This is a genomic window from Kitasatospora sp. NPDC101235 (assembly GCF_044767505.1).
Classification (GTDB): domain Bacteria; phylum Actinomycetota; class Actinomycetes; order Streptomycetales; family Streptomycetaceae; genus Kitasatospora.
In genome coordinates, this window is record NZ_JBIWNZ010000036.1 from 1 (window position 1) to 25,669 (window position 25,669).

21 protein-coding genes and 4 pseudogenes are annotated in these 25,669 nt (G+C 71.6%); 12 read left to right on the forward strand and 13 right to left on the reverse strand.

Going from position 1 to position 25,669, the window contains the following annotated elements; genetic code table 11:
- The first annotated feature begins 194 nt into the window (after positions 1-194).
- The gene (locus ACIRRH_RS37785; RefSeq protein ID WP_403076772.1) at positions 195-1,832 is read left to right on the forward strand and encodes an amidohydrolase; all 1,638 of its coding nucleotides are present in this window, start codon (positions 195-197) and stop codon (positions 1,830-1,832) included.
- A gap of 181 nt (positions 1,833-2,013) precedes the next feature.
- Here ACIRRH_RS37785 and ACIRRH_RS37790 read toward each other — a convergent pair whose 3' ends face one another.
- Complete coding sequence (locus ACIRRH_RS37790) at positions 2,014-2,439, reverse strand: MarR family winged helix-turn-helix transcriptional regulator (RefSeq protein WP_403076775.1); 426 nt, start codon at positions 2,437-2,439, stop codon at positions 2,014-2,016.
- A gap of 111 nt (positions 2,440-2,550) precedes the next feature.
- Here ACIRRH_RS37790 and ACIRRH_RS37795 point away from each other — a divergent pair, with 111 nt between their 5' ends.
- Genes ACIRRH_RS37795 through ACIRRH_RS37810 form a run of 4 tightly spaced genes read left to right on the forward strand, consistent with a single transcriptional unit; the run spans position 2,551 to position 7,062 of the window.
- Positions 2,551-3,345: a crotonase/enoyl-CoA hydratase family protein gene (locus tag ACIRRH_RS37795; RefSeq protein ID WP_403076778.1), complete on the forward strand. Its 795-nt coding sequence runs from the start codon at positions 2,551-2,553 to the stop codon at positions 3,343-3,345.
- Entirely contained in the window at positions 3,342-5,312 is a 1,971-nt protein-coding gene (locus tag ACIRRH_RS37800) for an acetoacetate--CoA ligase (protein ID WP_403076781.1), read from the forward strand. Before ACIRRH_RS37795 ends, ACIRRH_RS37800 begins: the two co-directional genes overlap by 4 nt.
- Entirely contained in the window at positions 5,309-6,193 is an 885-nt protein-coding gene (locus ACIRRH_RS37805) for a 3-hydroxyacyl-CoA dehydrogenase NAD-binding domain-containing protein (protein WP_403076784.1), read from the forward strand. Before ACIRRH_RS37800 ends, ACIRRH_RS37805 begins: the two co-directional genes overlap by 4 nt.
- An 8-nt stretch (positions 6,194-6,201) precedes the next feature.
- A complete protein-coding gene (locus ACIRRH_RS37810; RefSeq protein ID WP_403076786.1) occupies positions 6,202-7,062 on the forward strand; it encodes an amidohydrolase family protein in 861 nt (286 codons plus the stop codon).
- Between the two features lie 794 nt (positions 7,063-7,856).
- Here ACIRRH_RS37810 and ACIRRH_RS37815 read toward each other — a convergent pair.
- Positions 7,857-8,054 carry a TetR-like C-terminal domain-containing protein gene (locus tag ACIRRH_RS37815; RefSeq protein WP_403076788.1) on the reverse strand — a complete coding sequence of 66 codons (198 nt, stop codon included), beginning with the start codon at positions 8,052-8,054 and terminating at the stop codon, positions 7,857-7,859.
- Positions 8,055-8,076: 22 nt separating this feature from the next.
- Here ACIRRH_RS37815 and ACIRRH_RS37820 point away from each other — a divergent pair, with 22 nt between their 5' ends.
- Positions 8,077-8,511: a hypothetical protein gene (locus ACIRRH_RS37820; RefSeq protein WP_403076791.1), complete on the forward strand. Its 435-nt coding sequence runs from the start codon at positions 8,077-8,079 to the stop codon at positions 8,509-8,511.
- Positions 8,512-8,594: 83 nt separating this feature from the next.
- On the forward strand, positions 8,595-8,882 hold the full coding sequence (locus tag ACIRRH_RS37825; RefSeq protein ID WP_403076792.1) for a hypothetical protein: 288 nt from the start codon (positions 8,595-8,597) through the stop codon (positions 8,880-8,882).
- Between the two features lie 172 nt (positions 8,883-9,054).
- Here the strand turns inward: ACIRRH_RS37825 and ACIRRH_RS37830 are convergent, their stop codons facing one another.
- Both ACIRRH_RS37830 and ACIRRH_RS37835 read right to left on the reverse strand, forming a co-directional pair.
- On the reverse strand, positions 9,055-10,590 hold the full coding sequence (locus tag ACIRRH_RS37830; RefSeq protein WP_403076794.1) for a DEAD/DEAH box helicase: 1,536 nt from the start codon (positions 10,588-10,590) through the stop codon (positions 9,055-9,057).
- A 368-nt stretch (positions 10,591-10,958) separates the two neighbouring features.
- Positions 10,959-11,162, reverse strand: a complete 204-nt coding sequence (locus ACIRRH_RS37835) for a cold-shock protein (RefSeq protein WP_045694210.1) — start codon at positions 11,160-11,162, stop codon at positions 10,959-10,961.
- Positions 11,163-11,477: 315 nt separating this feature from the next.
- On the opposite strand from ACIRRH_RS37835, the gene ACIRRH_RS37840 reads away from it, so the two are divergent.
- Complete coding sequence (locus ACIRRH_RS37840) at positions 11,478-11,705, forward strand: hypothetical protein (RefSeq protein ID WP_403076797.1); 228 nt, start codon at positions 11,478-11,480, stop codon at positions 11,703-11,705.
- Between the two features lie 255 nt (positions 11,706-11,960).
- On the opposite strand, the pseudogene ACIRRH_RS37845 reads toward ACIRRH_RS37840, so the two are convergent.
- The 3 genes and pseudogenes from ACIRRH_RS37845 to ACIRRH_RS37855 all read right to left on the reverse strand — a co-directional run.
- A pseudogene (locus ACIRRH_RS37845) lies at positions 11,961-12,305 on the reverse strand (transposase); the annotation flags it as partial.
- Between the two features lie 119 nt (positions 12,306-12,424).
- Entirely contained in the window at positions 12,425-15,211 is a 2,787-nt protein-coding gene (locus tag ACIRRH_RS37850; RefSeq protein WP_403076799.1) for a SpoIIE family protein phosphatase, read from the reverse strand.
- Between the two features lie 356 nt (positions 15,212-15,567).
- Complete coding sequence (locus tag ACIRRH_RS37855) at positions 15,568-16,113, reverse strand: transposase (RefSeq protein WP_403076801.1); 546 nt, start codon at positions 16,111-16,113, stop codon at positions 15,568-15,570.
- Positions 16,114-17,008: 895 nt separating this feature from the next.
- Between ACIRRH_RS37855 and ACIRRH_RS37860 the strand changes: the two genes are divergently transcribed.
- The gene (locus ACIRRH_RS37860; protein ID WP_403076804.1) at positions 17,009-18,142 is read left to right on the forward strand and encodes a phosphatidylinositol-specific phospholipase C; all 1,134 of its coding nucleotides are present in this window, start codon (positions 17,009-17,011) and stop codon (positions 18,140-18,142) included.
- Between the two features lie 62 nt (positions 18,143-18,204).
- Here ACIRRH_RS37860 and ACIRRH_RS37865 read toward each other — a convergent pair whose 3' ends face one another.
- Complete coding sequence (locus ACIRRH_RS37865) at positions 18,205-18,555, reverse strand: hypothetical protein (RefSeq protein WP_403076807.1); 351 nt, start codon at positions 18,553-18,555, stop codon at positions 18,205-18,207.
- A gap of 93 nt (positions 18,556-18,648) precedes the next feature.
- Here ACIRRH_RS37865 and ACIRRH_RS37870 point away from each other — a divergent pair, with 93 nt between their 5' ends.
- Entirely contained in the window at positions 18,649-19,407 is a 759-nt protein-coding gene (locus tag ACIRRH_RS37870; RefSeq protein WP_403076810.1) for an IS982 family transposase, read from the forward strand.
- A gap of 13 nt (positions 19,408-19,420) precedes the next feature.
- Here the strand turns inward: ACIRRH_RS37870 and ACIRRH_RS37875 are convergent.
- Positions 19,421-20,067: pseudogene (locus tag ACIRRH_RS37875) on the reverse strand (transposase); the annotation flags it as partial.
- 131 nt (positions 20,068-20,198) lie between these two features.
- Here ACIRRH_RS37875 and ACIRRH_RS37880 point away from each other — a divergent pair.
- Positions 20,199-22,136, forward strand: coding sequence for a tetratricopeptide repeat protein (locus tag ACIRRH_RS37880; RefSeq protein WP_403076812.1), 1,938 nt, complete (start codon positions 20,199-20,201; stop codon positions 22,134-22,136).
- Positions 22,137-22,236: 100 nt separating this feature from the next.
- Here ACIRRH_RS37880 and ACIRRH_RS37885 read toward each other — a convergent pair.
- Positions 22,237-22,386 (reverse strand): annotated as a pseudogene (locus tag ACIRRH_RS37885) (hypothetical protein); the annotation flags it as partial.
- Positions 22,387-22,398: 12 nt separating this feature from the next.
- A complete protein-coding gene (locus ACIRRH_RS37890; RefSeq protein WP_403076815.1) occupies positions 22,399-23,109 on the reverse strand; it encodes a recombinase family protein in 711 nt (236 codons plus the stop codon).
- A gap of 122 nt (positions 23,110-23,231) precedes the next feature.
- On the opposite strand from ACIRRH_RS37890, the pseudogene ACIRRH_RS37895 reads away from it, so the two are divergent.
- A pseudogene (locus ACIRRH_RS37895) lies at positions 23,232-23,372 on the forward strand (exodeoxyribonuclease III); the annotation flags it as partial.
- 112 nt (positions 23,373-23,484) lie between these two features.
- On the opposite strand, the gene ACIRRH_RS37900 reads toward ACIRRH_RS37895, so the two are convergent.
- Together ACIRRH_RS37900 and ACIRRH_RS37905 are read right to left on the reverse strand one after the other, a co-directional pair.
- The gene (locus ACIRRH_RS37900) at positions 23,485-24,159 is read right to left on the reverse strand and encodes a response regulator (protein WP_403076818.1); all 675 of its coding nucleotides are present in this window, start codon (positions 24,157-24,159) and stop codon (positions 23,485-23,487) included.
- 97 nt (positions 24,160-24,256) lie between these two features.
- A complete protein-coding gene (locus tag ACIRRH_RS37905; RefSeq protein ID WP_403076821.1) occupies positions 24,257-25,531 on the reverse strand; it encodes a sensor histidine kinase in 1,275 nt (424 codons plus the stop codon).
- Positions 25,532-25,669 lie beyond the last annotated feature (138 nt).

The window sequence follows — 25,669 nt, forward strand, 5'->3', positions numbered from 1 at the left end:
GACCACTTCGAACTCGCCGCCGACAACGGCTGGTTCGAGCTGTCCGTGGTGATCCTGATGATCGTCAGCGGACTGCCGGCGGCGGCCTGGGCCCGCTGGCGGCGGCGCTCACCGTACTTCCTCGGCGAAGCCGCGGCGACCGAGTAGCCCGCACCACGCACCACCCCGCACGACCCGAGAACGGAGCACCACCCATGACCCAGGCCGATCTGGTCTTCACCCACGGCCCCGTCCACACCGGCGACGCCGCCCGCACCCGGGCCAGCGCCCTGGCCGTGACCGGCGAACGGATCACCGCCGTCGGACACGACGAGGTCCGCGAGCTCATCGGGCCGAGGACCGAGGTCGTCGACCTCACCGGCAAGCTGCTACTGCCCGGCTTCCAGGACGCCCACATCCACGCCGTGGGCGGCGGCTCGGAACTGGCCGCCTGCGACCTCACCGGCACCGTCGGCGTCACCGACTACCTGGCGCGCATCCGGGCGTACGCCGAGGCCCGCCCGGAGCAGGAGTGGATCACCGGCAGCGGGTGGTCGATGGAGAGCTTCGAGGGAGGCCTGCCCACCCGGCACCTCCTCGACTCCGTCGTCCCCGACCGCCCCGTGTACCTCACCAACCGCGACCACCACGGCGCCTGGGCCAACACCCGCGCCCTGGAACTCGCCGGCCTCACCGCCGACACCCCCGACCCCGCCGACGGCCGCATCGAGCGCGAGCCCGACGGCACCCCGAGCGGCACCCTCCAGGAAGGCGCCACCGCCCTGGTCGCCCGCCTGATCCCGCCCTCCACCCCGGCCGACCGCCTCGACGGACTGCTGCGCGCCCAACGCCTGCTGCACTCGCTCGGCATCACCGGCTGGCAGGACGCACTGCTCGGCGAGTTCAACGGCATGCCCGACCCCTCCGACGCCTACCTGACCGCCGCCCGCTCCGGCGCGCTGACCGCCCGGGTGACCGGCGCCCTCTGGTGGCAGCGCGACCGCGGCGCCGAACAGATCCCCGAACTCGTGCGGCGGCGCGAGGAGTTGAGCCACGGACGGTTCCGGGCCGGCTCGGTGAAGATCATGCAGGACGGCATCGCGGAGAACTTCACCGCCGCGATGACCAGCCCCTACCTCGACGGCTGCGGCTGCGCCACCGCCAACACCGGCCTCAGCTTCGTCGACCCGACGGCACTGCGCGCATACGTCACCGAACTCGACGCGCTCGACTTCCAGGTGCACTTCCACGCCCTCGGCGACCGCGCCGTGCGCGAGGCCCTGGACGCCGTCGAAGCCGCCCGCACCACCAACGGCCGACGCGCCACCCGCCACCACCTCGCCCACCTCCAGGTGGTCCACCCGGACGACCTCCCCCGCTTCGCCCACCTCGGCGCCGTCGCCAACATCCAGCCGCTCTGGGCCGCCCACGAACCGCAGATGGACGAACTCACCATCCCCTTCCTCGGCCCCGAACGCGCCGCCTGGCAGTACCCCTTCGGCGCCCTCCAGCGGGCCGGCGCCACCCTCGCCGCCGGCAGCGACTGGCCCGTGAGCAGCCCGGACCCCCTGGGCGGCCTGCACGTGGCGGTCAACCGACGGCAGCCGGACGCCACCGACGAGCGGATCCTCCTGCCCGAGCAGCGGCTCGACCTGCCCTCCGCGATCGCCGCCTACACGGCCGGAACCGCCCACGTGAACGGCCACGACGACGCTGGCGTCCTGGCGGTCGGGAACCTGGCCGACCTCGTCGTACTCGACCGCGACATCCTCACCGGGCCGCCGGAGGAGATCGCCCACGCCCGCGTCCTGCGCACCTACGTCGGCGGCGAGCTGGTCCACGCGGCCGACTGACCCGTGCCCCTCGGCGACCGAACCGCCGCCGGCCCCGGTAGGACCCTCCGGGCCCGGCGGCGGCCGTGCTCGGTGCGCAGCGATGCCGGACTCCCGGTAGGCGCTGCCGAGCGTCCCGCGGAGAGCAATGCCGTCCTGCAGGCGAGCCGCCATGTCGTCGATGCCCGCGAGGCCGCCCCGGCTAGCCGAGTGCGGCGCGGGCGCGGTTGAGGTAGGCGCGGAAGGCGGTGCGCTCCCGGGCCGTGAAGCCCGTGAGCATCTCGTCCTCCAGCTGCCGGACGGCCGGGGCATGGAGGGCCAGCAAGGCGCGGCCGTCGTCGGTGAGGCTGATGACGTGGCGGCGCCGGCTCGCCGGGTCCGGGGACCGGGTGATGAGGTTCCGCCGCTCCAACGCGCCGACCAGGTCGGACATGGACTGGGGCGTGACGAACGAGTTGCGGGCGAGCTCGGCCGAGGACATGCCGTCCCGGCGTTCGAGCACGGTCAGCGCGGTGTACTGGAGGGCGGTGACGCCCGAAGGCCTGAGCAGTTCGTCGAGCCGGGCCCGGGTGGCCAGCTCGACCTGCTTCACCGAGTACAACAACGACGGCGGAACGGCCTCCGTCACAAGTCCTCCCCATCGTCAGGAAACCTGTCGAAAATTCTAGCCCAGCCCCCCTTGCCTGAGGGCGGCACATCCTCCGATACTCAGGATTCCTGATAATTGAGGAGCCTCCCCTTGAGCACGATTTCCATCGAACACCGCGGCGGAGTGGCGGTCCTGACACTCCGTCGCCCCGCCAAGCGCAACGCCCTCGACGACGCCACCGTGCTGAGCTTCGAGGAGTTCTTCCGGAAGCCGGGCGCCGACGTCCGCGCCGTCGTCCTGGACGCCGAAGGTGATCACTTCTCGGCCGGGCTCGACCTCGGCGAGCTGACCGAGCGGTCCACCGAGGAGGCGCTGGAGCACTCGCTCATGTGGCACCGCGTCTTCGACACCATCGAGGGCGGGCGCGTCCCCGTGGTGGCCGCGCTCAAGGGCGCGGTGATCGGCGGCGGCCTGGAGCTCGCGGCCTCCGCGCACATCCGCGTGGCCGAGCCGTCCACCTTCTACGCGCTGCCCGAGGGACAGCGCGGACTCTTCGTCGGCGGTGGCGGCTCGGTCCGGATCCCCCGGCTGATCGGCGCGCACCGGATGGCGGACATGATGCTCACCGGCCGCGTCCTCGACGCCGCCGAGGGCCAGGCCGCAGGCCTCTCGCAGTACCTGACCGAGGAGGGCGGGGCGCGCGCCCGGGCCCTGGAACTCGCGGAGCGGATCGCGGCCAACGCACCCCTGACCAACTTCGCCGTCCTCCAGGCGCTCCCCCGGATCGCCGAGGCGTCGCCCGCCGGCGGCCTGCTGCTCGAATCCCTCATGTCGGCCGTCGCCGCCGGCAGCCGCGACGCCCAGGAGCGGATGCGGGCGTTCCTGGAGGGCCGCGCCGCGAAGGTCGCCGCCGGACAGGACTCCCACGGAAAGGACGCCCGATGAACGAGATCCTCAGCACCCCTGGCCCCACGGTCAGGGACGAATCGGAGATCGGCCGCTACCTCGGCTGGCTGAAGTCGGAGCGACAGCTGAGCTTCCCGGACTACGACAGCCTGTGGCAGTGGTCCGTCACCGACCTGGAGGGCTTCTGGTCGTCGATCTGGGAGTTCTCCGACGTCCGCCCGCACACCCCGCCCACGGCCGCCCTGGGCCACAGGTCCATGCCGGACACCGAGTGGTTCCCCGGCGCGACCCTCAACTACGCCGAGCACGCGCTCGGCCGCGAGGAGGACCTCGACGCCGTCGCGCTGGTCGCCCGCTCCCAGACCCGGGCGCCGGTCGACCTGACCTTCCGCGAACTCCGCGACCAGGTCGCCCGGGCGCGCGCCGGCCTGCTGCGCCTCGGCGTCCGCAAGGGCGACCGGGTCGTCGCCTACCTGCCGAACATCCCGGAGACGCTGGTGGCCTTCCTCGCCACCGCGAGCATCGGCGCGGTCTGGGCGGCCTGCGCGCCGGAGTTCGGCCCGCGCAGCGTGGTCGACCGGTTCGCCCAGCTCGACCCGAAGGTGCTGCTGACCGTCGCCGGCTACCGCTACGGGGACCGCGACGTCGACCGCCGCACCGAGGTGGCGGAGATCGCCTCCCGGCTGCCCACCGTGGAGCGGGTGGTCCACGTCCCGTACGGACCGAACGCCGTTCCCGACGCGCTGGGCTGGACGGAGCTGCTGGCCGAGCCGGCCGAACTGTCCTTCGAGCCCGTGCCGTTCGACCATCCGTTGTTCGTGCTCTTCTCCTCCGGCACCACCGGCATCCCCAAGGCGATCGTCCACCGGCACGGCGGGATCCTCCTGGAGCACCTGAAGAACCACGCGCTGAGCTGGGACCTGAAGCCGGGCGACCGGATGCTCTGGTTCAGCACGACAGCCTGGATGCTCTGGAACAGCCTGGTCTCGGCACTGCTCGTCCGCGCCTCGATCGTCATGATCGACGGCAATCCGGTCCACCCCGACCTGCGGGAGCAGTGGCGGATCGCGGAGGAGACGGGGGCGACGCTGATGGGCGTGAGCCCCGGCTACCTCATGGCCTGCCGCAAGGCCGGGATCCGGCCCGCCGAGGAGTTCGACCTGTCGCGGCTGCGACAGCTCGGCGCGGCGGGCAGCCCGCTCGCCGCCGACGGTTTCCGCTGGGTGGCCGAGCAGTTCGGGGACCAGGTGCTCCTGAACGTCGGCTGCGGCGGCACCGACGTCTGCAGTGGCATCCTCCAGGGCAGCCCGTTCCAGACCGTCCGCGCCGGGGAGATCTCCGGGCCCTGCCTCGGGGTCGCCGCGTACGCCTACGACAGCGAGGGCCGGCGGGTCGTCGGCGAGTTGGGCGAGCTGGTGATCACCGAGCCGATGCCGTCGATGCCCGTCGGCTTCTGGGGCGACACCGACGGTTCCCGCTACCGGGCGGCGTACTTCGAGGAGTACCCGGGCGTGTGGCGGCACGGCGACTGGGTGCGGTTCGCGCCCGAGGGCCACTGTGTCGTCGCCGGACGCTCCGACGCCACCCTCAACCGGGGCGGGGTCCGGCTCGGCACCGCCGAGTTCTACGCCGTCGTCGAGGACCTGCCCGAGATCGAGGACAGTCTCGTCGTCCACATCGAGGACCCCGAGGGCGGCAACGGGGAGCTGCTGCTCTTCGTCGCGGGCCCCGTGGACCTGGACGACGCCCTCCGTACGAGGATCGCCCGCGCACTGCGGTCGGCGCTGTCGCCGCGGCACGTCCCGGACGTCATCGAGCGGGTGCCGGCCATCCCGCGCAACCGCACCGGCAAGAAGCTGGAGGTACCGGTCAAGCGGATCCTCCTCGGCGCGCGTCCCGAGTCCGTCGCCAGCACCGACGTCCTCGCCGACCCCCGTTCCCTGGCCGCCTTCGTCGCGTACGCCGCCGGGCGGGCCGCCGGCACCGGGCACGGGAGCGCGTCGTGAGGGTCGCCGTCGTCGGCACCGGGGTCATCGGGGCCTCCTGGACCACGCTCTTCCTGTTGTACGGGCACGAGGTCGTCGCGAGCGATCCCGCGCCCGGCGCGGAGGAGCGGCTCCGGGCGGCCGTCGCCGCCGACCAGCGCCGGCTGTCGTTCACCCCGGACCTCGCCGAGGCCGTCGCGGACGCCGGCTTCGTCCAGGAGAACGGCCCGGAGCGTCCCGAGCTGAAGGACGAGGTCTTCGCCGTCCTCGACGCCGCGGCCCCGCCGGGGACGATCCTGGCGAGCAGTTCCTCCGGGCTGCTGCCGTCGCGGATCCAGCGGGCCTGCGCGGCCCATCCCGAACGGGTCCTCGTGGGGCATCCGTTCAACCCGCCCCACCTCATTCCGCTGGTCGAGGTCGTACCGGGCGAGCGGACCGGTGAGGCCGCCGTCGAAGAGGCCATGGGGTTCTACCGAAGCCTGGGCCGCCGTCCGATCCGGCTGCGCCAGGAACTGCCCGGCCATGTCGCGAACCGGCTCCAGGCCGCGCTCTGGCGGGAGGCGTACTCCCTCGTCGAGCGGGGCGCGGCGAGCGTCGCCGACATCGACGCGGCCATCGCCCACGGTCCCGGCCTGCGCTGGGCGCTGCTCGGGCCCTTCCTCAACCAGCACCTCTCGGGCGGTGCGGGCGGCATCGCGCACGTCCTGGAGCACCTCGGCCCGCCCATGGAGGAGTGGTGGGCCGACCTCGGCGCACCGCGCCTCACGCCCGAGCTGACGCGCGCGATCGCCGAAGGCGTCAGCGACGAGCTGGCCGGGGCCGCGGAGGCCGACCTCGTCGCGGAACGCGACGCCCTCCTCTCCCTCCTCCTCGACGCCAAGAACCGGACCGACCACCTGTGAGCACTCCGATGAACCCCGCCGATTCGATCGCCATCGACTTCCACGTCCATGTGGAGCAGGACGCCCACGGCCGTCTCGCGCTCGACGCGGAGCTGATGGACGCCTCGGCCGCCTACTTCAAGTCCGGCCAGGACCGCACGCCGACCGTGGAGCGCCTGGCCGCGTACTACCGTGAGCGCCGCATGGCCGCCGTGATCTTCACGGTGGACGCCACCACGGGCCTGGGCCATCCCGCCCTGTCCAGCGAGGAGATCGCCGAGGCGGCGGCCGCCCACCGCGACGTCCTCATCCCGTTCGGCTCGGTCGACCCGCACCGGCCGGACGCCGTCGCCCGGGCCCGCTCCCTCGTCCTCGACCACGGCGTCCGCGGCTTCAAGTTCCACCCGAGCCTCCAGGCGTTCGCGCCGAACGCCCGCGAGCACTACCCGCTCTACGAAGCGATCCAGGAACTGGGTGTCCCCGCCCTGTTCCACACCGGGCAGACCGGGATCGGCGCGGGCCTGCCCGGTGGGCGCGGCATCAAGCTGCGCTGGTCCGACCCGATGCTCCTGGACGACGTCGCCGCCGACTTCCCCGGCCTGACGATCGTCCTCGCGCACCCGTCGGTGCCCTGGCAGGACGAGGCGATCTCCATCGCCACGCACAAGGCCAACGTGTACATCGACCTTTCGGGGTGGTCGCCGAAGTACTTCCCGCCGCAGCTCGTGAAGGCCGCCGGCTCCTTCCTCCGGCACAAGGTGCTGTTCGGCTCGGACTTCCCCGTCGTCACGCCCGACCGCTGGCTGGCGGACTTCGACGCCCTCGACATCAAGCCGGAGGTCCGCCCCCTGATCCTCAAGGAGAACGCCGTCCGCGTCCTGGCCCTCTGACGACGCACGCGAGACGCGATCGGGCGCGCGGTGGTTCACCGGCGCCCCGTTCCCCTCATCGACAATTCGCCTGACTGTCAGTCAGTGGAGAACTGGACGGCGGCTCCGTGCGGCGGTCGGCGCCGAGGGAACAGCGCCACCGGCCCGCGGCCATTCCGGTCGAGGGCCGGATGCGTCACTCAGGCCCGGCGCACCCGGCCGCCGCAGTCGGTGATGGCCTTCTCCTCGCCGTACTCGTGGAAGAGGCCGCCGAGTCGGTCTTTTCGGCGTATGTCGAGGCGGGCGATCCGCCCGGGACCGGCGATCGGTTCGGGGAGGGGGCGCGGATGGAGCGCACGGCGCGCGGTCGGCCTGGGCGCTTCGACCGACACCGGGCGGCGTGACGGCAGGCGACCGGGTCACGGTGCCGGCGCAGCACGGCGTCCGACCGCGCCGGCAACCGCATCCGACGCAGCACCTGCGTCGGCAGCCCCTGGAGCAGTGCGGCCGGGAACGCCCGGCCGCTTGTTGCGAACCGTACCCGCGGCTCCTCTCAACTGCCGCTCCAGCACCGCGATCTGATGGCGCAGAGCCAGGGTCTCCCGCCCTTCCCACGGTCGCTCATCGGCAGCAGCCGCAGCAACGCGAACGCGTTCGTCACACCCAGGCGCGCCAGCCGTAGCAGCACGGTCGCTCATCATGTCGCGGAGCTCGCCGGCTCTGCCAGAGCGCCTATCCGACTGACGAGGTCGGCACTTGTGCAGCCCGCCTCCCACCAGGCCGGATGAGGTTCTCGGCAAGGGCAGCGTTGCCGGTCAGTGGGCGTAGTTCCGCAGGAGGTCTTCCACCAGGGTGCGGGTGTAGTCGGCGGTGACGGGGCCGAAACCGAGGATGACCCGGAAGTACAGCGGGGCGAGCAGGTGGTCCATGGCCTGCTGGGGGGTCGGGCAGGGCTCGCCGCGCCGCTCGGCGCCCGCCAGTACGGCGGTGAGCTGCTGCTCGCGGGCGGCCATCCGCGGGCTGGGGCCCGGGGCGGTGGCAGCGCGACTGCTCGGCTGCACCGCCCTCGCCGCCGGATCACTCGGCACCCTCGCCGCCCTCGCACTGCACTCGGTCCCGCTGTTCTTCGCCACGACCGCGATCGCCGGCCTCGGCTTCGGAGCGTCCTTCCTCGGCGCGCTCAACCTGGTCGTCCCCCTCGCGGCCCCCGGTGAACGCGCCGAGCTGTTCGCGAGCCTGTACGTGGTCAACTACCTCGCCATGAGCGCACCCGCCGTGGCCGCCGGCCTCGCCGTCCCCCACCTCGGCCTGCTGCGCACCGCCACCGTCTACGGCCTCGCGGTCACCGTGCTCGCATTGGCCGCCCTCGCAACCACACTGCTCCGTCACCGCTCCGCGCCGCCCCGCAACCGCCCCGCGAGCACGGCGAGCACGGCCGCCGACGCGCCTGCCGAGCATGCGAGCAGCTGACACCACCGTCGCGCCGACCAGGCGTCAGCATCCACCCAGTTGCGGCCTCACGGCCCGGAACACACGGAAAGGCGAAGACCGCCATGGCAGTTGAGATCCAGGTCGAGCCCCTGGGCGACCACGAGCACCTGGTCCGGGTCCGCGAGGGCGCGACCGAGGTCGAGACCCGGATCCGGGTCACCGACGGCGTCCTCGACCTTCCACGGATCACAGGCGCCGACGAAGCCACGATCGTCCACGAGACGGTGGCCTTCCTCGTCGAGCGCCAGCCCGTGATCGATGTCCCGCCGATGATCGACCTCGACGACCTCGCGGACGCCTACGGCACCCCCTACCTGGACGACCTCACCCGCCGCCTCACCGCACGATAGCGTCGGCTGTACACCGGATTCGAGGAGACGGGTCAGGCATCGAGCCACCAGGTCCAGGGGCGAGTCACCCGGCGGCAGCGGGCCCTGACCCTGGTCGGCCGAGCGGGACGTGTGTCCGCCCAGGCGGGCGGACACACTTGTCGCCACGCACCGCGAGCCGGGCCCGTCGGTGCTACGCGGCGAGGGTGGCGCGCCTGGGCGCCCGGCGGCGACCGGAGGCGCCCTGGGCGTCGCGACCGGAGGCGGCCCGGGTGTCGCCGGCAGTATAGGTGGGGCGGCCGCGACGGGCGCGACTCGTGGACGGGCTGCGACGCGGCCGCTCGACGACGGGGTCGGGGATCACGGTGGGGATGCCGGTGGGCACGCGGGCGCCGGTGATGCGGGCCAGGTCCTCGCCGCCGGCGCTGACCCTGGTGGTGACGGGGGTGACGGCGGCCGTCGCCATCAGACGGGCCATCGCGCGGCGCTGCTTGGGCAGCACCAGCGTGACGACGGTGCCGGACTCGCCGGCCCGGGCGGTGCGGCCGCCCCGGTGGAGGTAGTCCTTGTGGTCGATCGGCGGGTCCAGGTTGACGACCAGGTCGAGCCCGTCGACGTGGATGCCCCGGGCCGCGACGTTGGTCGCGATCAACGCGGTCACCTGGCCGGTGCGGAACTGCTCCAGGGTCCGGGTGCGCTGGGGCTGGGACTTGCCGCCGTGCAGGGCCGCGGCCTTCACCCCGTTCGCGAGCAGGTCCTCCACCAGGCGGTCCGCGCCGTCCTTGGTGTCGATGAACATGATCACCCTGCCGTCACGGGACGCGATGTGGGCGATCGTCGCGTTCTTGTCGAAGTTCTGCACGTGGAGCACGTGGTGCTCCATGGTGCTGACCGCTCCCGCGGACGGGTCCACCGAATGCGTGACCGGGTCCTTGAGGAAGCGCCGTACCAGGCGGTCGACGTTGCCGTCCAGGGTGGCGGAGAACAGCATCGTCTGGCAGCCCTCGGCGACCTGGCCGAGGAGTTCGGTGACCTGCGGCAGGAAGCCCATGTCGGCCATCTGGTCGGCCTCGTCGAGCACCGTGATGCCGACCTCGTCCAGCCGGCAGTCGCCGCGCTGGATCAGGTCCTTGAGCCGGCCGGGGGTGGCCACCACGACCTCCGCCCCTCGGTTCAGCATCCATGCCTGGCGTCCGATCGGCATCCCGCCCACCGCGGTCGCCATCCTCAGTCGCAGCGCGTGGGCGTAGGGGGTGAGGGCCTCGGTGACCTGCTGCGCGAGCTCGCGGGTGGGGACCAGCACCAGGGCCAGCGGGCGGCGCGGCTCGGCCTTCCGCCCGGCGGTGCGGGCCAGCACGGCGAGGCCGAACGCGATGGTTTTGCCGGAGCCGGTGCGGCCTCGTCCGAGGACGTCGCGGCCGGCCAGCGAGTTCGGCAGCGTCGCGGCCTGGATCGGGAACGGCGTGGTGACGCCCTGGCGGGTCAGCACCGACAGCAGCGCCTTCGGCATGTCCAGCTCGTCGAAGGACTCGACGGCCGGCAGTGCCGGGGTGGTGCTGGCCGGCATCGCGAACTCGCCTTGCGTGGACGGGCCTTGGCCCGCGCCCCGACCGGAGGTCCGTCGGCCTCCGGCGGGCCGGGCGCCGTAGAAGGCGCTGCCACCGGAGCGGGAGCCTGCCGCGGAGCGGGAGTTGGCGTTCTGGTACGAGGAGCGACTGGAGCGACTCATGCGGGGAAACCTTCCTCAGGGCGGCACGTCACGTGGAAGGTTCCGTGGCGCGGGGCGCCGGAGGAGACCGCAAGGAAACGGGCCGGAAATGACGGGTGGAGCGTGCACGGCAGAACCGTGCCGCACCTCACCTACGGTCGGCGCTCACCACGCAGCATGGGAGCGAGGAACCTCGAACCGTGAGCTGTCACGGCAGGGCGCCGGTCGGGACGCGGCGCTGTGCGTCTCGCGTGGGGATGACCTCCGCTGGCGGAACCAGGGGGCCTGAGCGGCCGGGGGATGCGTCGTGGCGCAATGCCGAGGGGCCCGCACCGGGCGTGTGCGCGGTGCGGGCCCCTCGCTGCTAGGCGGGTGCCACGGCAGAAGAACTACAGCGGGCGAATGTTCTCGGCCTGCGGGCCCTTCTGGCCCTGCGTGACGTCGAACTCGACCTTCTGGCCCTCGAGCAGCTCACGGAAGCCGTTGGCGTTGATGTTCGAGTAGTGGGCGAAGACGTCGGGGCCGCCACCCTCCTGCTCGATGAAGCCGAAGCCCTTCTCCGAGTTGAACCACTTCACAGTGCCATTAGCCATTAAAAATCTCCTTCAAGGGGCTCTCCGAAGCGCACACAGTGCACGCTTCGAGTCGCCGCGGGAAGCACCCACCCGGGAAGAGCCGGGAAACAAAAATGCGCCTGCGATACATCAGCAGGCGCACACAAAGTTCATGGGAACCACTACTGCAACTGAGTCGACTGTAGCAGGCCCACGGCCCGCCGCGGAGGGACGTCCACCTCCAGTTCCGCGGGAGCCTTCCCCGGGGACGGCAGGCGCGGCATTCCGGCCCGGCTCGAACTCGTGTGCACCGGAAAGGCCCGCGCCCGCGCTTTCAGGCGCATACTGGCTGGAATGACGAAATTTTCAGCAGGTCGCCGCCCCCTGCCCACCAGCCCCTTCAAGGCCCGGACGGAGGCACCGCGCAAGCACTTCGCCGTCGGCGACCGAGTCACCCACGACAGGTACGGCCTCGGCCGGGTCATCGGCGTCGAAGGTGACGGCGACGACGCGGTACTCGTCGACTTCGGATCACAGCAGGCGCGTATCACCCACCCGTACACCGCGATGTTCAAACTCTGACCCCGGACACCCCGGCGCTCGGCCGATCGTGCCGCACAGCTCGCGGGCGGAGCTCGCCGAGCGGGACGTCGTGCCGGTGGGGCGTCGAGGGGGTGCGCTCCGGCCGAGAACCACACGGCCAGCGGCCCCGACGTGCCGGCCCAGGTGTCGCAGCCGCCGATCGCCTCGCCGTATCGCGAGGACGCCGGCCACAGCTGCGCATGGACCACGGGCGGCGCGTCGGGGCCGAGGGCACTCACGGTCGGCCGCCACTCCGCTCTGGGTATCGAGCACTACCAGGCTGGGTCGGCTATTCGACCCCCTCTTCTCCCGCGCCTGCCAGCGCAGAAGGTCATGGATGGTCTGGTCGGTGCCGTCGTCGCGCCACTTGTAGAAGTAGTACTTCACCGCGCCGGCGGGCGGCAGGTCGTGGGGGAGGTAGCCCCACTGGCAGCCGACGCGGGACTGGTACAGCAGGGCGTTGACGATCTCCCGCATGTCGCCGTTGCCGTGGTGGCCGCTCACCGAGCGGTGCTGAGCCTTCCAGGCGGTGATCACGGGCTCGATCAGGGCCCAGCCCTCGTCGGATAAGTCACTCTTGCAGGGCTGGCGGTCGCTCACGGGGGACACTCGGCGGCATAGGTCGCCAGTCCGCAGTTCCGCGCACGAGCGGCGTCCCCGCGCAACGCGCGGGGCCATCCCCTGCCCTCGGGCTCGCACGGGATGCTCGCGGATTCGGGCTACAGCAGCATCGCCTCGAACTGGTACTCGGGGGCGGTCAGCGGTTGCTCGGACCAGATGACCTTGCCGCGGGCCGTGTACCTGGTTCCCCACCGCTCGGCCATCTGGGCCACCAGGAACAGGCCCCGGCCGCCCTCGTCCGTGATGGCGGCGTAGCGCAGGTGGGGGGCGGTGCTGCTGCCGTCGGAGACCTCGCAGACCAGGCTGGTGTCGCGCAGCATGCGAACGCGGATCGGTTCGGTGCCGTAGCGGATGGCGTTGGTGATCAGTTCGCTGAGGATCAGTTCGGTGGTGAAGGTCAGGTCCTCCAGGCCCCAGGCGGTGAGCTGGTCGGCGCATTCGTTGCGGATGCGGGAGACGGCGGCGAAGTCGTACGGCACGTCCCAGGTGGCCACCTGGTCGGGTTCGAGCAGGTGGGTGCGGGCGATGAGGAGGGCGATGTCGTCGCTCGGGTGTGGTGGGACCAGCGCGTCGAACACCGCCTGGCAGGTGTCCTCCGGGGATCGGTCGGCTAGGGCGTCGGCCAGGCAGGCACGGAGTGTGGCGAGTCCGGTCTCCAGGTCGCGGTCGCGGTTGGTGACGAGTCCGTCGGTGTAAAGGACCAGCTCGGTGCCGGGTGCCAGCTGGAGTTCGGTGGTTTCGAAGGGCAGGCCGCCCACGCCGAGCGGCGGGCCGGCGGGCAGGTCGACGTACTCCACGCTGCCGTCCGGGCGGGCCAGCGCGGGCGGTGGGTGGCCGGCGCGTGCCATCGTGCAGTGTCCGGAGACCGGGTCGTAGATCGCGTACAGGCAGGTGGCGCCCGTGACGGCCGCCCGCTCCCCCTCATTCTCGTTCTCGGTGTCGCCCTCTCCCGCAGCCGTCTCGCCGTGGTCGAGCCGGGCAACCAGGTCGTCGAGGCGGGCGATCAGCTCGTCCGGGGGCAGGTCGAGGGCGGAGAAGTTGAGCACGGCCGTGCGCAGTCGGCCCATGGTGGCGGCGGCGTGCAGGCCGTGGCCGACGACGTCGCCGACAACCAGCGCCACGCGGAAGCCGGGCAGCGGGATGACGTCGAACCAGTCCCCGCCGACCCCCCGCTGCGCCGGCCGGTAGCGGTAGGCCGCCTCCAGGGCGCTCTGCTCGGGCAGTCCCCGGGGCAGCAGGCTGCGCTGCAGCGTCTCGGCCATCCGATGTTCGCGGGTGTAGCGGCGGGCGTTGTCGATGCACATCGCCGCGCGGGCGACCAGTTCCTCGGCGAAGGCGACGTCCTCCTGCCCGAACGGCTCGGACTGATCCGCGCGCCAGAAGGTGACCGTGCCCAGGGTCAGGCCGCGTGCCCGCAGCGGCGCGGAGACCAGCGAGTGGATCCCGTAGGCGAGGATCCGGTCGGCGGTCTGCGGGTCCCGTGCCCGCCAGGCCTGTGCCTGGTGCAGGTCGGCCATCAGCGTGGCGTGCCCGCTCCCCAGGGCGGTGGCCTCCGGTGTGCCGGGCAGCGGGCTGATCTGCGAGCCCGCCGGGTAGAACGGCCGGTCCTCGCGGACGCCGCCGGCGGCCACGCGGCGGATCCGCGGACCTCCCGCCGAGCCCGTGCCCGGCAGCGGCTCGTCACCGCGCAGCACCGCCTCGGCCAGCTCGACCGTGGCGAAGTCCGCGAACCGGGGAACCGTCACGTCCGCCAGCTCCTGCGCGGTGCGCACCACGTCCAGGGTGGTACCCACCCGTGCCCCTGCGTCGTAGAGCAGCTTCAGCCGGGCCCGGGCCGCCTCGGCCTGCCCGGCCAGCGCCCGCAGCTCGGTGGTGTCCCGGATGGTGGCGACGCTGCCGGGCGGTCCGCCGTACGGCGCGGTGGGGCGGTTGTTGACGGCGAGCAGCCGGTCCTCGGCCGGGTGGACCTCGTCGGTGGCGGCCCGCCCGGACGCCAGCAGCTCGGCCAGCCCGGGATCGAGCCCGAGCTCGGTGACCGGCCGTCCCTCCACCTCGGGCGGCAGCTCCAGCAGCCGCCGGGCCTCGTCGTTCGCCAGCAGTACCCGTCCGTCCCCGCCGACGATCAGCACACCCTCGCGGACCGCGTGCAGCACCGCGTCGTGGTGCTCGTACATCCGCGTCATCTCGGCCGGGCCCAGGCCGTGCGTCTGGCGGCGCAGCCGCCGCCGCACCAGCACCGCCCCGCCCGTGCCCACGGCGACCGCGGCGGCCGCGCCGCCGAACAGGACCGGCAGCTGGCGGGCGACCGTCCGGCCGACGTGCCCGACGGTGACCCCTACCGCCACGAACCCGGCGACCGAACCATCGGGCCTGACGACAGGCGCGGTCCCGTCCACGGTGGTGCCGAACACCGTAGGGATGGTCACGTTGCCAGGCCCCTTGAGGGCCTCTTCGTAGTAATGGCCGGGCACGTGCCGACCGATCAGGCTCGGATCGGGAGAGGTGTACCGAAACCCCGCAGGACTGAGGATCTCGACGTAGTCGAAGTCACCGCTCTTGCGGATCTCCTCGGCGAGCGGCTGCAGCGCCGCGGTCGGATCGGGGCCGTCCAGGGCACTCAGCATCCCAGGAGAGTGCGCCAGCGCGATGGCTGTGTCGAGTGTCCGGTGCTTGGCGTCCTTCGTGCTGTAGCTTCCGGCCTGCACGATGAGCGCTGCCGACGCCACGGCGACGAGCACCACCACCGCGACCAGCAGCCACAGGAACACCTGCCCGGCGACACTGCGCACCCACAGCCGCGAGCGCAGCCCACCTCGGGCGGACCGGTGTTCCCCCGGTCCGCCCGGTTCCTTGCCCCCAAGGGCATGGCCGTCCACTCCGTGCATCCAGGCCGTCCGCGCGCATCCGGGTCTTAGCTTCCTCCACGCTGCCACCCCGCCCGGAGATGTGCATGCCCGAAGCCGCCGGAAGGCCGAACATGCCGCCGGAGGTCGGCGCCCTGAAAGCTGATCAGGGGGTGAGCCGTTCGGGTGCTATAGCGCGACGGCGCAAGAGCGAGGACATCTCCCCCGAGTACGGGCCATCGATGCCGAACTCTCCGCGAGTACACGGTCCCCCAGTGGTCCCCGGGCCTCTGGACCGTCTCCGGCCACGGCGAGTAACGCCAATCCGGCGGTCCTTCAGCAGGAACCGTCGGCAGCGCGCGGCCAGGGGGACTCTGTTGCTCAATTCGGGGTCGCTGTCAGGCTGCGAGTCGGTGGGCGAGCTGGGTGAGTCGGCCGAGTCGCAGGCCCTGGGTCTGTTCTCTCCAGTGGGCGTCGAGCCGGATGACGTTGATCGCGCTGGCGGAGTAGGCGTGCTGGAGGCTGACCTTGGGGAGACCGCGGTAGCGTGCCCGGCGTAGGCCGGTGATGTCGAGGGCCTGGTTGATGGTGCCCTCGACCCCGACCCGGAGCGCGTACTTGGCTTGCCAGGTATCGGTCTTCTGCTCGGCGCGGGCGGCGGCGACGGTCTCGTGGAGCTCGCGGGGCCGCAGGGTAAGCATGCGGTTGCCGCGCGCCGCGGTGGTGCGCCTGTCGCGGGACGGACAGGTTCGGCAGTCTTCGCGGGCGAACTCGATGACGATGGCGTCGTGGCCGTGCTGCTGGACGGGATACCAGCCAGTGCTGGTGCGGTCTTCGGGGCAGCGGACTTGACGGGCTGTCCAGTCGACACGGAAGGCGCTCCTGTCGAAGCCCTCGGCGGCCCGGGCCTGCCATGAGTGATCGGCCAGGAGTGGGGTGACCATGGTGATGCCCTCACCGCCAGCGGCGCGACGAGGTCGGCGGAGGGGTAGCCGGAGTCGAGGTAGTGCTCGCCCGGCTTGACCCGTCGCTCGGTCAGCCGCTGCTGGATGCCGGCGGTGGCGGTCACATCCGGCGCGGTCGAAGCGGTGGTGGCCACGTCCGTGACCAGGTTCGGGGCCCACGTCCCGGCGGCGCTGCCGGTAGTGCTGTCCGGGGTGTTGTCGAGTCTCGGTGAGGTGGACCTTGTAGCCGCACCAGAACAGCTCGTCTCCCTTGGCGGACCAGCGAGCATCCGGGTCGTAGGGGGAGGCGAAGCCACTCGCCACCGATCTTGACGAGCTGTTCGCTCAACTGCGCTCGGGGGCGGCGAACGTGGCTGGTGTCACCTACCGGGTGGCCTTGTCCGCAATGCTGCTGGCGGCCGGCCGAACTGGCACGGTTCCCGGGCTGCCGGTGACGGCGGTGATCCCGGAGAGCCTGGAGGACATTGACTGTCCTGGCCCAGCGCGTCGAGTTCAGCAACGATGACGGGAGCCCTCTCCGGCCCGATCCCGTCGACTCGGAGAAGGCGATGATGTCGGCGTTGCGGACAGCCGCAAGGGTTCCGAAGTGGCGGGCGATGCGGCGGGACATGGAGCGGCCGGTGCCGCGGATGCCGAGCGCGGCCAGGAGGCGGTTGAGGGGCCAGATTTCGGGGTCGGCGGGGCGCGTGCTTCGCCCACACCCCGTTTTGCCCGCACATTCGCAGCTGACGCACCTTTAGATGATCTTGTGCCCGCCGGATCCTGCCCTTCCGGCGCCACCGTCGTGCCCCGGCGGCTCTACCCCTGGAGCCGTCGCCCGGGCCAGTATCAGGGGCCGTACGAGTACGGCCGTTTCCGACCGCGAAAGGTGATCATGCTCAGTACCCCCGCCACGTCCGTCCGCCCGCCAGGTGCCGCCCTGCGGCGCCTGCGCCGCCTGGCCCGGACCGCGACGGTGACCGCCGTCGCCACCCTCGCCCTGGCCGTGGCCCCGCTGGCCGCACCGCACGCCGCCCTGGCCGCGGGGACGGACAACCGCGACGCCTTCCAGAACCTCGGTTCGGCCACCCAGCAGGACTGGATGGGCAAGGTGGGGGCGACCACGCCGCTGACGGCGATGTCCATTCCCGGCACGCACGAGACGCTTTCCCTGCACGGGGGTTCCAACACCCAGACCCAGCAGGACTTCGGCGACAGCGCCGCGACCCTGACCGCGCAGTTGGACCGCGGGATCCGCGCGGTCGACATCCGGGTCCGCATCATCAACGACAAGTTCGTGATCCACCACGGCCCCTTCTACCAGAACGCCAACTTCGACGACGTCCTGACCAAGGCGAAGGCCTTCCTCTCGGCCCACCGCGGCGAGACCATCCTGATGCGGCTGCGGGCCGAGTGCGACGGCTCCACCTTCAGCTGCTCGGACGACCACCCGACGGCGAGCCACACGGCCCTCTTCGACGCGTACGCGAAGCAGTACGCGGGACTGTTCTACAACAACGGCAAGCGCAGCGACCCGCCGACGCTGGGCCAGGCCCGGGGCAAGATCGTGCTGTCCGTCTTCAACGCCGCCAACGGCGGTTCCTACGGCCTCAACGGCTTCGAGGACCACACCGAGGACACCTGGAACGCCGCCGACGCCCCGGCCAAGTGGAGCCTGGTCAACAAGAACCTCGCCGCGGCCGCCTCGGCCCCCGCCAACCAGACCTTCGTGACCTACACCTCCGCCTCCCGGGCACCCTTCAACCACGTCCCCTCCGAGTACGCGGGCGGCTGCGGCGTCCTGCACGGCAAGGACCTGGTCTGGGTCGACGGCGTCAACCTGCGGCTGATGAACTACCTCAACAGCGGCGGCGGCAACCGGCTGGGCATCGTCATGATGGACTTCCCCGGCTGGGCGCTGGTGGAGGACATCATCGCCCGCAACAGGTACTACGCGGCCAGGAACAGCAGCCCGGCGATCTGGGTGGTCAAGGCCGACAAGACGTACGCGGTGACCCTAGATGACTGATGCCAAGGGTTAGCGGTCGTATGCGGTCAACAAGCGCGGCTGTCCGTCGGTTCGAGGCTTGGCTATGGGTGGACCGGGCGTTCGGCGAGGAGTTCGCCGCCATCCGGGTCATAGAGTTCGATGGTGCAGCGGTGGCCGATCCGGCCGAAGGTGTCGAGCAGTTCGGTGATCCCAGTGATCGCGATCTCGCCCGTGAAGGTCACCGGGTCCAGCGGGAGCACCGACAATCGGGCGTAGGTGTGCTCAGCTTCGAACTCTGTCCAGGACTGCTTGCGTACCCGCCAGCCCCACGCGAAGAGGATCTCTGCCACCTGCTGGGCGTCGGCAGCCGTCGGCACCGAGCCGGCGATGTCGACGGTGAGGGCCTGATCGTCGAACGCCGGGCTGGGGCCCCAGCCGGAATAGAACGTCACGGCCGCAGCGTAGAGCCGGACGCTCCGACAACACACCCGGTTATCGCCCGCCGTCGGAGCATGAAATGAGGCGAGGGAGTCCAGAGATCGGTTGTGACGCCAGACCTGGACTCCCTCGCCACCGCACTTTACGTGAAGACCGACGACCTGTTGAAGGACTCGCCGCATCTGGCCCCCTGGCGGCCCGAGATCGGGATCGCACCCCGGCTCAGCGACGCCGAACTGGTCACCCTCGCGGTGATGCAGGCCCTGCTCGGCTTCACCTCCGAACGTCGCTGGGTCCGCCACGCCCGCACCCACCTGCGGCACCTGTTCCCGTACCTGCCCGGGCAGTCGGGCTACAACAGACGACTGCGCAAGGCCGCCGACCTGATCGCCCGCGTGAACCGCCTGCTCGCGACGGACACCTCGCTGTGGACGGACACCGTGTGGGTCGTCGACTCCACCCCGGTCGAGTGCGGACGCTCCCGGGAGACCGTCAAGCGGTCCGACCTGGCCAGCTGGGCCGAGTACGGCTACTGCACCAGCCACTCCCGGTTCCTCTGGGGACTTCGGCTGCACCTGGTGTGCACCCTGCACGGCCTGCCCATCGCATTCGCCCTGACCGGAGCCAAAGCCGACGAACGCGAGACCCTGCTCGGCATGTTCGACACCGGGCCGGGCCTGCTCACCGGCCGGCCCGGACAGACCCTGATCGGCGACCGGAACTACTTCGGCGCCGCGTTCGAACAAGAACTCCGCGAACGGGACGTCCGGCTGCTGCGGCCCGCCCGCAAAGGCGAACCGCAGCGACTCCCCGACTCACATACGGCCGCGGCGTACACGAACGCCGGGTTCGTAAGGATCGCGTAGCCGTTGATCCGCCACGGTCCGAGCGCAGGCGCCCGATCAGGACGACGGGCAGGTCCGCCAGGGCGTGGGTGAGGTAGGCGATGTCGTAGCCGGAGTCCATGACGATCCAGATCTTCGGATCGCCGGCCTGCCACTGCCCGGCCTGGACCAACCGCTCGACGACGTCTCGCAGTTGGGCGACGGTGACGGCGGTTGCGTCGTCGGCTGGCCCGAGGCGCTCAGCATCCAGCAGTGCGACCCAGGATGTCCGGCCGGCCTCCAGGGCAGCGACGAATGAGTACGGCCAGCCCGGCGCACGAACTGGTCCGTCTTGCGGTCGCCGCGTCCGTATACGTGGCAGAACAGCCGGTTTTCGCTGGTCGGGGCGTCCGGGCGGAGCCAGTTGCTGACGTCCACGGCCAGCACGATCCGCCCATCGGCCGCCCGCGGCAGCGGCAGGCCGGTCAGCGTGCGGCGCAAGCGCGTGGGCTCCAGCCAGCCGCGGTCCAGCGCTGCATACAGGGCCCCGTGGCCACGCCGGTGCTCGACCGCCAAGGACAGCTCGACCAGGGTTTTCACCGGCCCGTCCGTGCACAGGATCGCGTCGGTGAGCTCGAAGAGGACATCGGCGCGGGCCGGCTGCTCGGGAGCCGCGGCGGTGCGCGTCTTCTGCCGTACCAGCCGGCTTCACCGGCCGGGGGCCGGCCCTGGACGAACTCCTCGACCTGCTCGATCCCCGCAGGAACGCGGCGAGGGGCAGCGGTTTACCGGACGGCGGGAACGCGGTGGTCGTGTCGGCAACGATGCGTGGCATGGGCGGGATCGGCAAAACGACGCTGGCGCTCGCGGCCGGCAGTGCAGCGCTGGCTGACGGGACGTTCACCGGGGCTGTGTTCCTCAATCTGCGGGGCTACGACGAGGCTCCGAGCGCTGCTGAGCAGGTTCTCGACAGTGCGTTGCGTCAGTTGGGTGTCGACCTGGCGCATGTCCCGGCCGATGTCGACCATCGCGCGGCCCTCTACCGTGCCCAGCTGGCCGCGCGGGCCCGTCACGGCGAGCGTGTCCTCGTGGTCGCCGACAATGCTTCGGCCGGCGATCAGGTCCAGTACCTGCTGCTCGGCGACGGCCCGCACCGGCTGCTCGTCACTTCCCGTGACGACCTCTCCCACATCGGCGCACGGTTGATCGACCTTGACACCCTTGATCTCGACCAGTCTGTCGATCTCCTCAGGGTCGCGGTTGGCATTCCGCTGCCGGGCGACACCCGGATCGACGACGATCCCGATGGTGCCAGGCACGTCGCCCGCCTCTGCTGCTGCCTGCCCCTGGCTCTGCGCATCTCGGCCGCCCTGCTGGTGTCCGACCGTTCCCTGACGCCGACCGAGCTGGCCCAGGACTTGGCGGACCCTGCCGGGCGTCTCGACCTCCTGGACGACGGCACGCGTGCCCTGCGCAGCGTCCTGGAGCACTCGGTACGACGGTTGTCGCCCGCGGCAGCGGAGTTGTTCCGACTGCTGGCGGTGAATCCCGGGCCGGACCTGTCGCTCGACGCGGTGGTGGCGCTGAGCGGGATCGAGAAGGTCGGCGTAGTCCGGGCGCGTCTGTCCGCACTGACGAGGGCCGGACTCCTCCGTCAGGACCCCGCGAGTGGCCGCTGGAGCATGCACGACCTCGTCCACGCCTACGCAACCGAACAGGCCGGCCTGCACCCGGCCACGCGGGACGAGGCACTGCGCCGCCTCCTCGAGCACTACACCCTCACGGCCCGCGACGAGGCCTACCACGTCTCACCCGACAGCGACAGGATCTACATGGGCGGTCTGGGGCGCGCACGGCAGTGGTTCGAGAGTGAGCACGCGAATCTCCTGGCCGCTGTCCACTCGGCCCTCAGCGCCGGTCATTTCGACATCGCCATCCATCTGCCTCCCGTCCTCACGGTCTACTTCCGCTACCGCCGTTTCCTGTACGACGCAGTGGCTGTGGCCCGTGTTGCGCTCGACGCCGCTGTCGCGGTCGGCGACCGTGTCGCCGAGCACGTGGCCCGGACCAACCTCGGTGGCGTTCTGCAGGAGTTGGGCTGTTACGAGGAAGCCATCGACACCCACCAACTGGCCATCGACATCTGCAGCGACATCGAAGACCTCGGCGGAGCAGCCGCAGCCCTGACCGGCCTCGGCAGCATCCTGGAACAGGTGGGCCGCTACGAGGAGGCCGTCGACACCTACCAACTGGCGATGGACGTCTTCAACGACAACGACGACTTCCATCGCAAGGCCATAGCCCAGGCCCACCTCGGCTACGCCTTCCAGGAGCTCGGCCGCTACAAGGAAGCCCATGATGCCTACTCCAGCTCCAGTTTCACCTTCGGATTCTGCTCGGACGATCACAGGAGAGCCATAGCCCTGAACAACCTCGGCATCACTCTCCGCGAACTGCACCTGCGCGGCGAGGTACTCGCACCGTACCGCGACCCGAACGACTACTACCCGACGGCATCGCGCTCAGAGAATCCCGAGCTCGACGCTGCTGTGGATGCCGGCGAACGAGCGGTGGCTCTGTTCGAGGAGCTGAAGGACGACACACTGCTCGGTGAAGCACTGGGCGAACTCGCACAGACCTTGGTGGTGGCCGGACGCCCCGATCACGATGTGCAGGAGATGCGGGAGGCGGCAGCGGCCGCGTACCGCCGGGTCGGCGCCGAGGACGAGGCCGGGAGAGTCCAGCAGCCGCGTGGAGATGTCCAGAGGTGATCGACCGGGCGAGCGGCGCGGGACACGGCAACGCCCAATGCCGGAGGGGGCAGGTCGCTGACGTGCTCGGTGTTCTGCGCGCCGGATTGTCCATCGCCGTCTGAATCGCCGCCCACTCCTCCTCCGTGAAAAGCGGCGTGGCCATGCGGATCGGCAGGCCCTTCGCGTCACGGGCGAGCTTGCGGGCCTTGACGGAGCGGCCGATCAGCTTGAAGCCCACGGTCGCCGGTGAGCGGAGGATCTTGCCGATACTGGAGGCGTTTCAGTGGTTCGACGGAGCAGTCTTCCGCTTGCTCGTGTAGCTGTCGCCCTGGTTCTTGTACGCGTGGGTCGCCGGGGTGTCGAAGCCGGCGGCTTCCAGGGCCGTGGCGATCATCCACTGGCTCTGGCCGTCCAGGAGTAGCTTGCCCATGTAGCGGACGGCCTCGGAGGTGACCGGGTCCGGCTCCAGGGTGCGGCCACGGCCGGGCCGGTCGACGATCCGGTAGCCGTACGGCGGCTGGCCACCCGCCCAGCGGTCCGTCTTCCGCAGGTGCTTGTGGGCGGCCGTGACGCGGGCCTTGATCCGCTTGAGCTCCATCTCCGCGAAGATCGACGCCAGCATCAGGAAGCCCTTCGCCAGCTCGTTCCCGAACGACGACTCCCGACCCTGCCGGTAGTCCAGGGTGATCCCGTCGTCGGTGAACACCAGGACCTTGTGGTTCTCCTCCGCCCAGTGCGCCACGTCCGCGCAGTCCTTGGCCGAACGGAACGCCCGGTCGACCTTCGCCCACACCATGGCGTCCCACTCGCCTTGGCGATCGGTCAACCACGGACCCAGGTCCGGGCGCTTCCACGGCGTGATCTCCGCGGAGACGTCCAGGTCCTCGAACGACCCGACGATCTCCCACTCCTTCGACAGCGCGTGCCGGGTCGCGGACTGCGCCTGCACCAGGTGCGAGACCTTGCCCTCGTCCCCGTGCGTGTCCGACACACGCGAACCCACGACCGCCCGAACCGGCGCCGAAGCCGTCATGATGCTCACAGGAGGTCCCCTACCGCCCAGGCCAGCAGGCACCCTCGAACGGGTGGACCTTTTTCGAAAAGGCGTCTATCCGCTGGAGGATCGACCTCCAGGTCGCCACCCCCGGCCTCGCCGCCAAGGCCGTCGAGGCCTACGTCGAACGCGCCGACACCCATGCCGAGCGCTGGAGCGACCACGCGCCCGTCACCGTGCTGTACAACCACGAGTTCTGACAGACCTGTACGAGAGAAGCCCCGGCTCAGGCTTGAGTGGTTGGCGGGGTCGTGGGGCGCGCTCCGCCAGGCCGGGCGGCCGACTCCCTGTCCGGAGTACGGTGCCGACCGGTCAGACCCGGTGGCGCGGGGTGAGCAGACCGCTCTCGTAGCCGACGATCACCAGCTGGACCCGGTCCCGGGCGTCGAGTTTGTCCAGCAGGTGGCTCAGGTGCGTCTTCACCGTCGCCGCGGAGATGTGCAGTTCCCGCGCGATCTCCGCGTTGGACCGTCCGGCGCCCACCAGTTGGAGCACCTGCCGCTCCCGGCCGGTCAGACCGTCCAGTGCGGGCGGTGGACCGGCGGGTTCGGTGGCCGGGTGGCGGCAGAACTCCGAAATCAGTCGCCGGGTGACGCTCGGCGACAGCAGGCTCTCCCCCGCGGCCACCACCCGGATCGCGTGCAGCAGTTCGGCCGGCGGGATGTCCTTGAGCAGGAACCCGGCGGCTCCGGCCCGCAGCGCCGCGAAGACGTGCGCGTCCAGGTCGAACATGGTGAGCATCAGGACCCGCACGCCCGGGTTCCGCTCACAGATCGTCCGGGTGGCCTCGATGCCGTCCGTGCCGGGCATCCGCACGTCCATCAGCACCACGTCGGGCCGCTGCTCGGCGACCAGCTCGATCGCGGCGGCGCCGTCCGCCGCCTCGCCGACCACGGTCAGGCCGGGTTCGGCGTCGATCAGCATCCGGAAGCTGCCGCGCAGCAGCGCCTGGTCGTCCACCACCAGGACGCGGACGGGCTCGGTCACACGGTCCTCCACGCGTTCGTCGTTCCGCCCGGGGGCGGGGCGCCCACCCGGCCGGTCCGGCGCCCCGGCCCCGGGCGGTTCGTCATGCCGGTCCTGATCAGGGCTCCTCCCCCACGGGCGCCGCGGTCCGGTACGGAAGTTCGGCCCGAACGGCGAAGCCGCCGCCGGACAGCGGCCCGGCGTCGAACCGTCCGCCGAACAGCTCCACCCGCTCCCGCATGCCGATCAGGCCGTGGCCGTGACCACTCCCGCGCCCGGCCGCCTCGGTGGGCCCGTGCCACGTCAGGTACCCGCCGCCGTGGCCGGCCCGACGGGCCGCCCGGGCCGTGACGGCGCCCTCATCGGTCACCTCGATCCGCAACTCCCGCCCGTCGGCGACCAGATCGACCCGGCAGCGGGTCGGCCCGGCGTGCTTGAGCACGTTGGTCAGCGCCTCCTGCACCACCCGGTACGCCGAACTCTGCACCCCCTGCGGCAGGTCGGCGGTGCCCTCGGTGCGCAGTTCGGCGGTGAGCCCCGCCGCGGTGGCACCGGCCACCAGCTCGGGCAGCGCCGCGAGCCCGGGCGCCGGCCGCAGCCCGTCCACGCCGTCGGCCTCCGGCTCGGACTCGCCGGACCGCAGCACGCTGAGCATCTGCCGCATCTCGGTCAGCGCCGAGCGGCTGGCCGTCTCGATCACCCGCAGCGCCTCGCCGGCCCCCTCCGGATGGGTGGCCAAGAGGTGATTGGCCACGCCGGCCTTCACCGCGATCACCCCGACGTGGTGCGCCACGATGTCGTGCAGCTCCCGGGCGATCCGCAGGCGCTCCTCGGTGACGGCCTCCACGGCGACCCGTCGGGCCGAGCGGGCGACATGCGCACGCCGCTCGCGGACCGCCCGGCCGAGCACCCAGGCCATCCCGGCCACGGCCAGGCCTGCCAGGTGGAGCACGAGGTCCTGCCCGCCGCCGCTCGCGGAGCCCGAGATCAGGAGCAGCACCAGCACGCCGCCGCTCACCGCCCCGATCACCGGGGTGGGCACCCGCCGGGCCGGGGTGGTGACGGCCACCTGGTAGAGCGCGAGGGCCACCGCGAGGAACGGCTCCTGGACGGTGCCGGCCACCGAGGCCACCACCGAGGCCGCCGTGACCACCGCACAGACCGCAGCCGGACGGGCCCGGCGCAGGGCCAGCGGCAGTCCCATCGCGGCCGCGAGGGCGAGCCGCGCCGACCACCCGCCGTAGGAGCTCCACGCCGGGCCCGGCAAGGCCAGGAAGAGCGCGGTCAGCACCACCGCCACCAGGCCGTCGACGGCCACCAACTCGGCCCGGCGCAGCGGCCGGACGGCACCGTCGCGGTACAGCGTCAGCCAGGTCGGCGGGAGTTGGGCCATGCGCTCACCGTAGCCGCTCGGGCACGACGGTGCCTCGGCCGCGGGAATGACCGCCCGTGGTAGGAGACGGCGCCGGTGGAGCCCGCCGCCTCCGCCGCCCGGTGGAGGCCACGGTTCGGAGCGCCGGCCGATGTGCCG

What these genes read in the sequence shown, in the direction of transcription:
- ACIRRH_RS37815 (WP_403076788.1), bottom strand. Translation starts at nt 8,054, where the DNA reads ATGGCCGCCCGCGAGCAGCAGCTCACCGCCGTACTGGCGGGCGCCGAG.
- ACIRRH_RS37860 (WP_403076804.1), top strand. Translation starts at nt 17,009, where the DNA reads ATGCTCAGTACCCCCGCCACGTCCGTCCGCCCGCCAGGTGCCGCCCTG.
- ACIRRH_RS37785 (WP_403076772.1), top strand. Translation starts at nt 195, where the DNA reads ATGACCCAGGCCGATCTGGTCTTCACCCACGGCCCCGTCCACACCGGC.
- ACIRRH_RS37830 (WP_403076794.1), bottom strand. Translation starts at nt 10,590, where the DNA reads ATGAGTCGCTCCAGTCGCTCCTCGTACCAGAACGCCAACTCCCGCTCC.
- ACIRRH_RS37810 (WP_403076786.1), top strand. Translation starts at nt 6,202, where the DNA reads ATGAACCCCGCCGATTCGATCGCCATCGACTTCCACGTCCATGTGGAG.
- ACIRRH_RS37800 (WP_403076781.1), top strand. Translation starts at nt 3,342, where the DNA reads ATGAACGAGATCCTCAGCACCCCTGGCCCCACGGTCAGGGACGAATCG.
- ACIRRH_RS37835 (WP_045694210.1), bottom strand. Translation starts at nt 11,162, where the DNA reads ATGGCTAATGGCACTGTGAAGTGGTTCAACTCGGAGAAGGGCTTCGGC.
- ACIRRH_RS37850 (WP_403076799.1), bottom strand. Translation starts at nt 15,211, where the DNA reads ATGCACGGAGTGGACGGCCATGCCCTTGGGGGCAAGGAACCGGGCGGA.
- ACIRRH_RS37825 (WP_403076792.1), top strand. Translation starts at nt 8,595, where the DNA reads ATGGCAGTTGAGATCCAGGTCGAGCCCCTGGGCGACCACGAGCACCTG.
- ACIRRH_RS37855 (WP_403076801.1), bottom strand. Translation starts at nt 16,113, where the DNA reads ATGGTCACCCCACTCCTGGCCGATCACTCATGGCAGGCCCGGGCCGCC.
- ACIRRH_RS37905 (WP_403076821.1), bottom strand. Translation starts at nt 25,531, where the DNA reads ATGGCCCAACTCCCGCCGACCTGGCTGACGCTGTACCGCGACGGTGCC.
- ACIRRH_RS37840 (WP_403076797.1), top strand. Translation starts at nt 11,478, where the DNA reads ATGACGAAATTTTCAGCAGGTCGCCGCCCCCTGCCCACCAGCCCCTTC.
- ACIRRH_RS37880 (WP_403076812.1), top strand. Translation starts at nt 20,199, where the DNA reads ATGGGCGGGATCGGCAAAACGACGCTGGCGCTCGCGGCCGGCAGTGCA.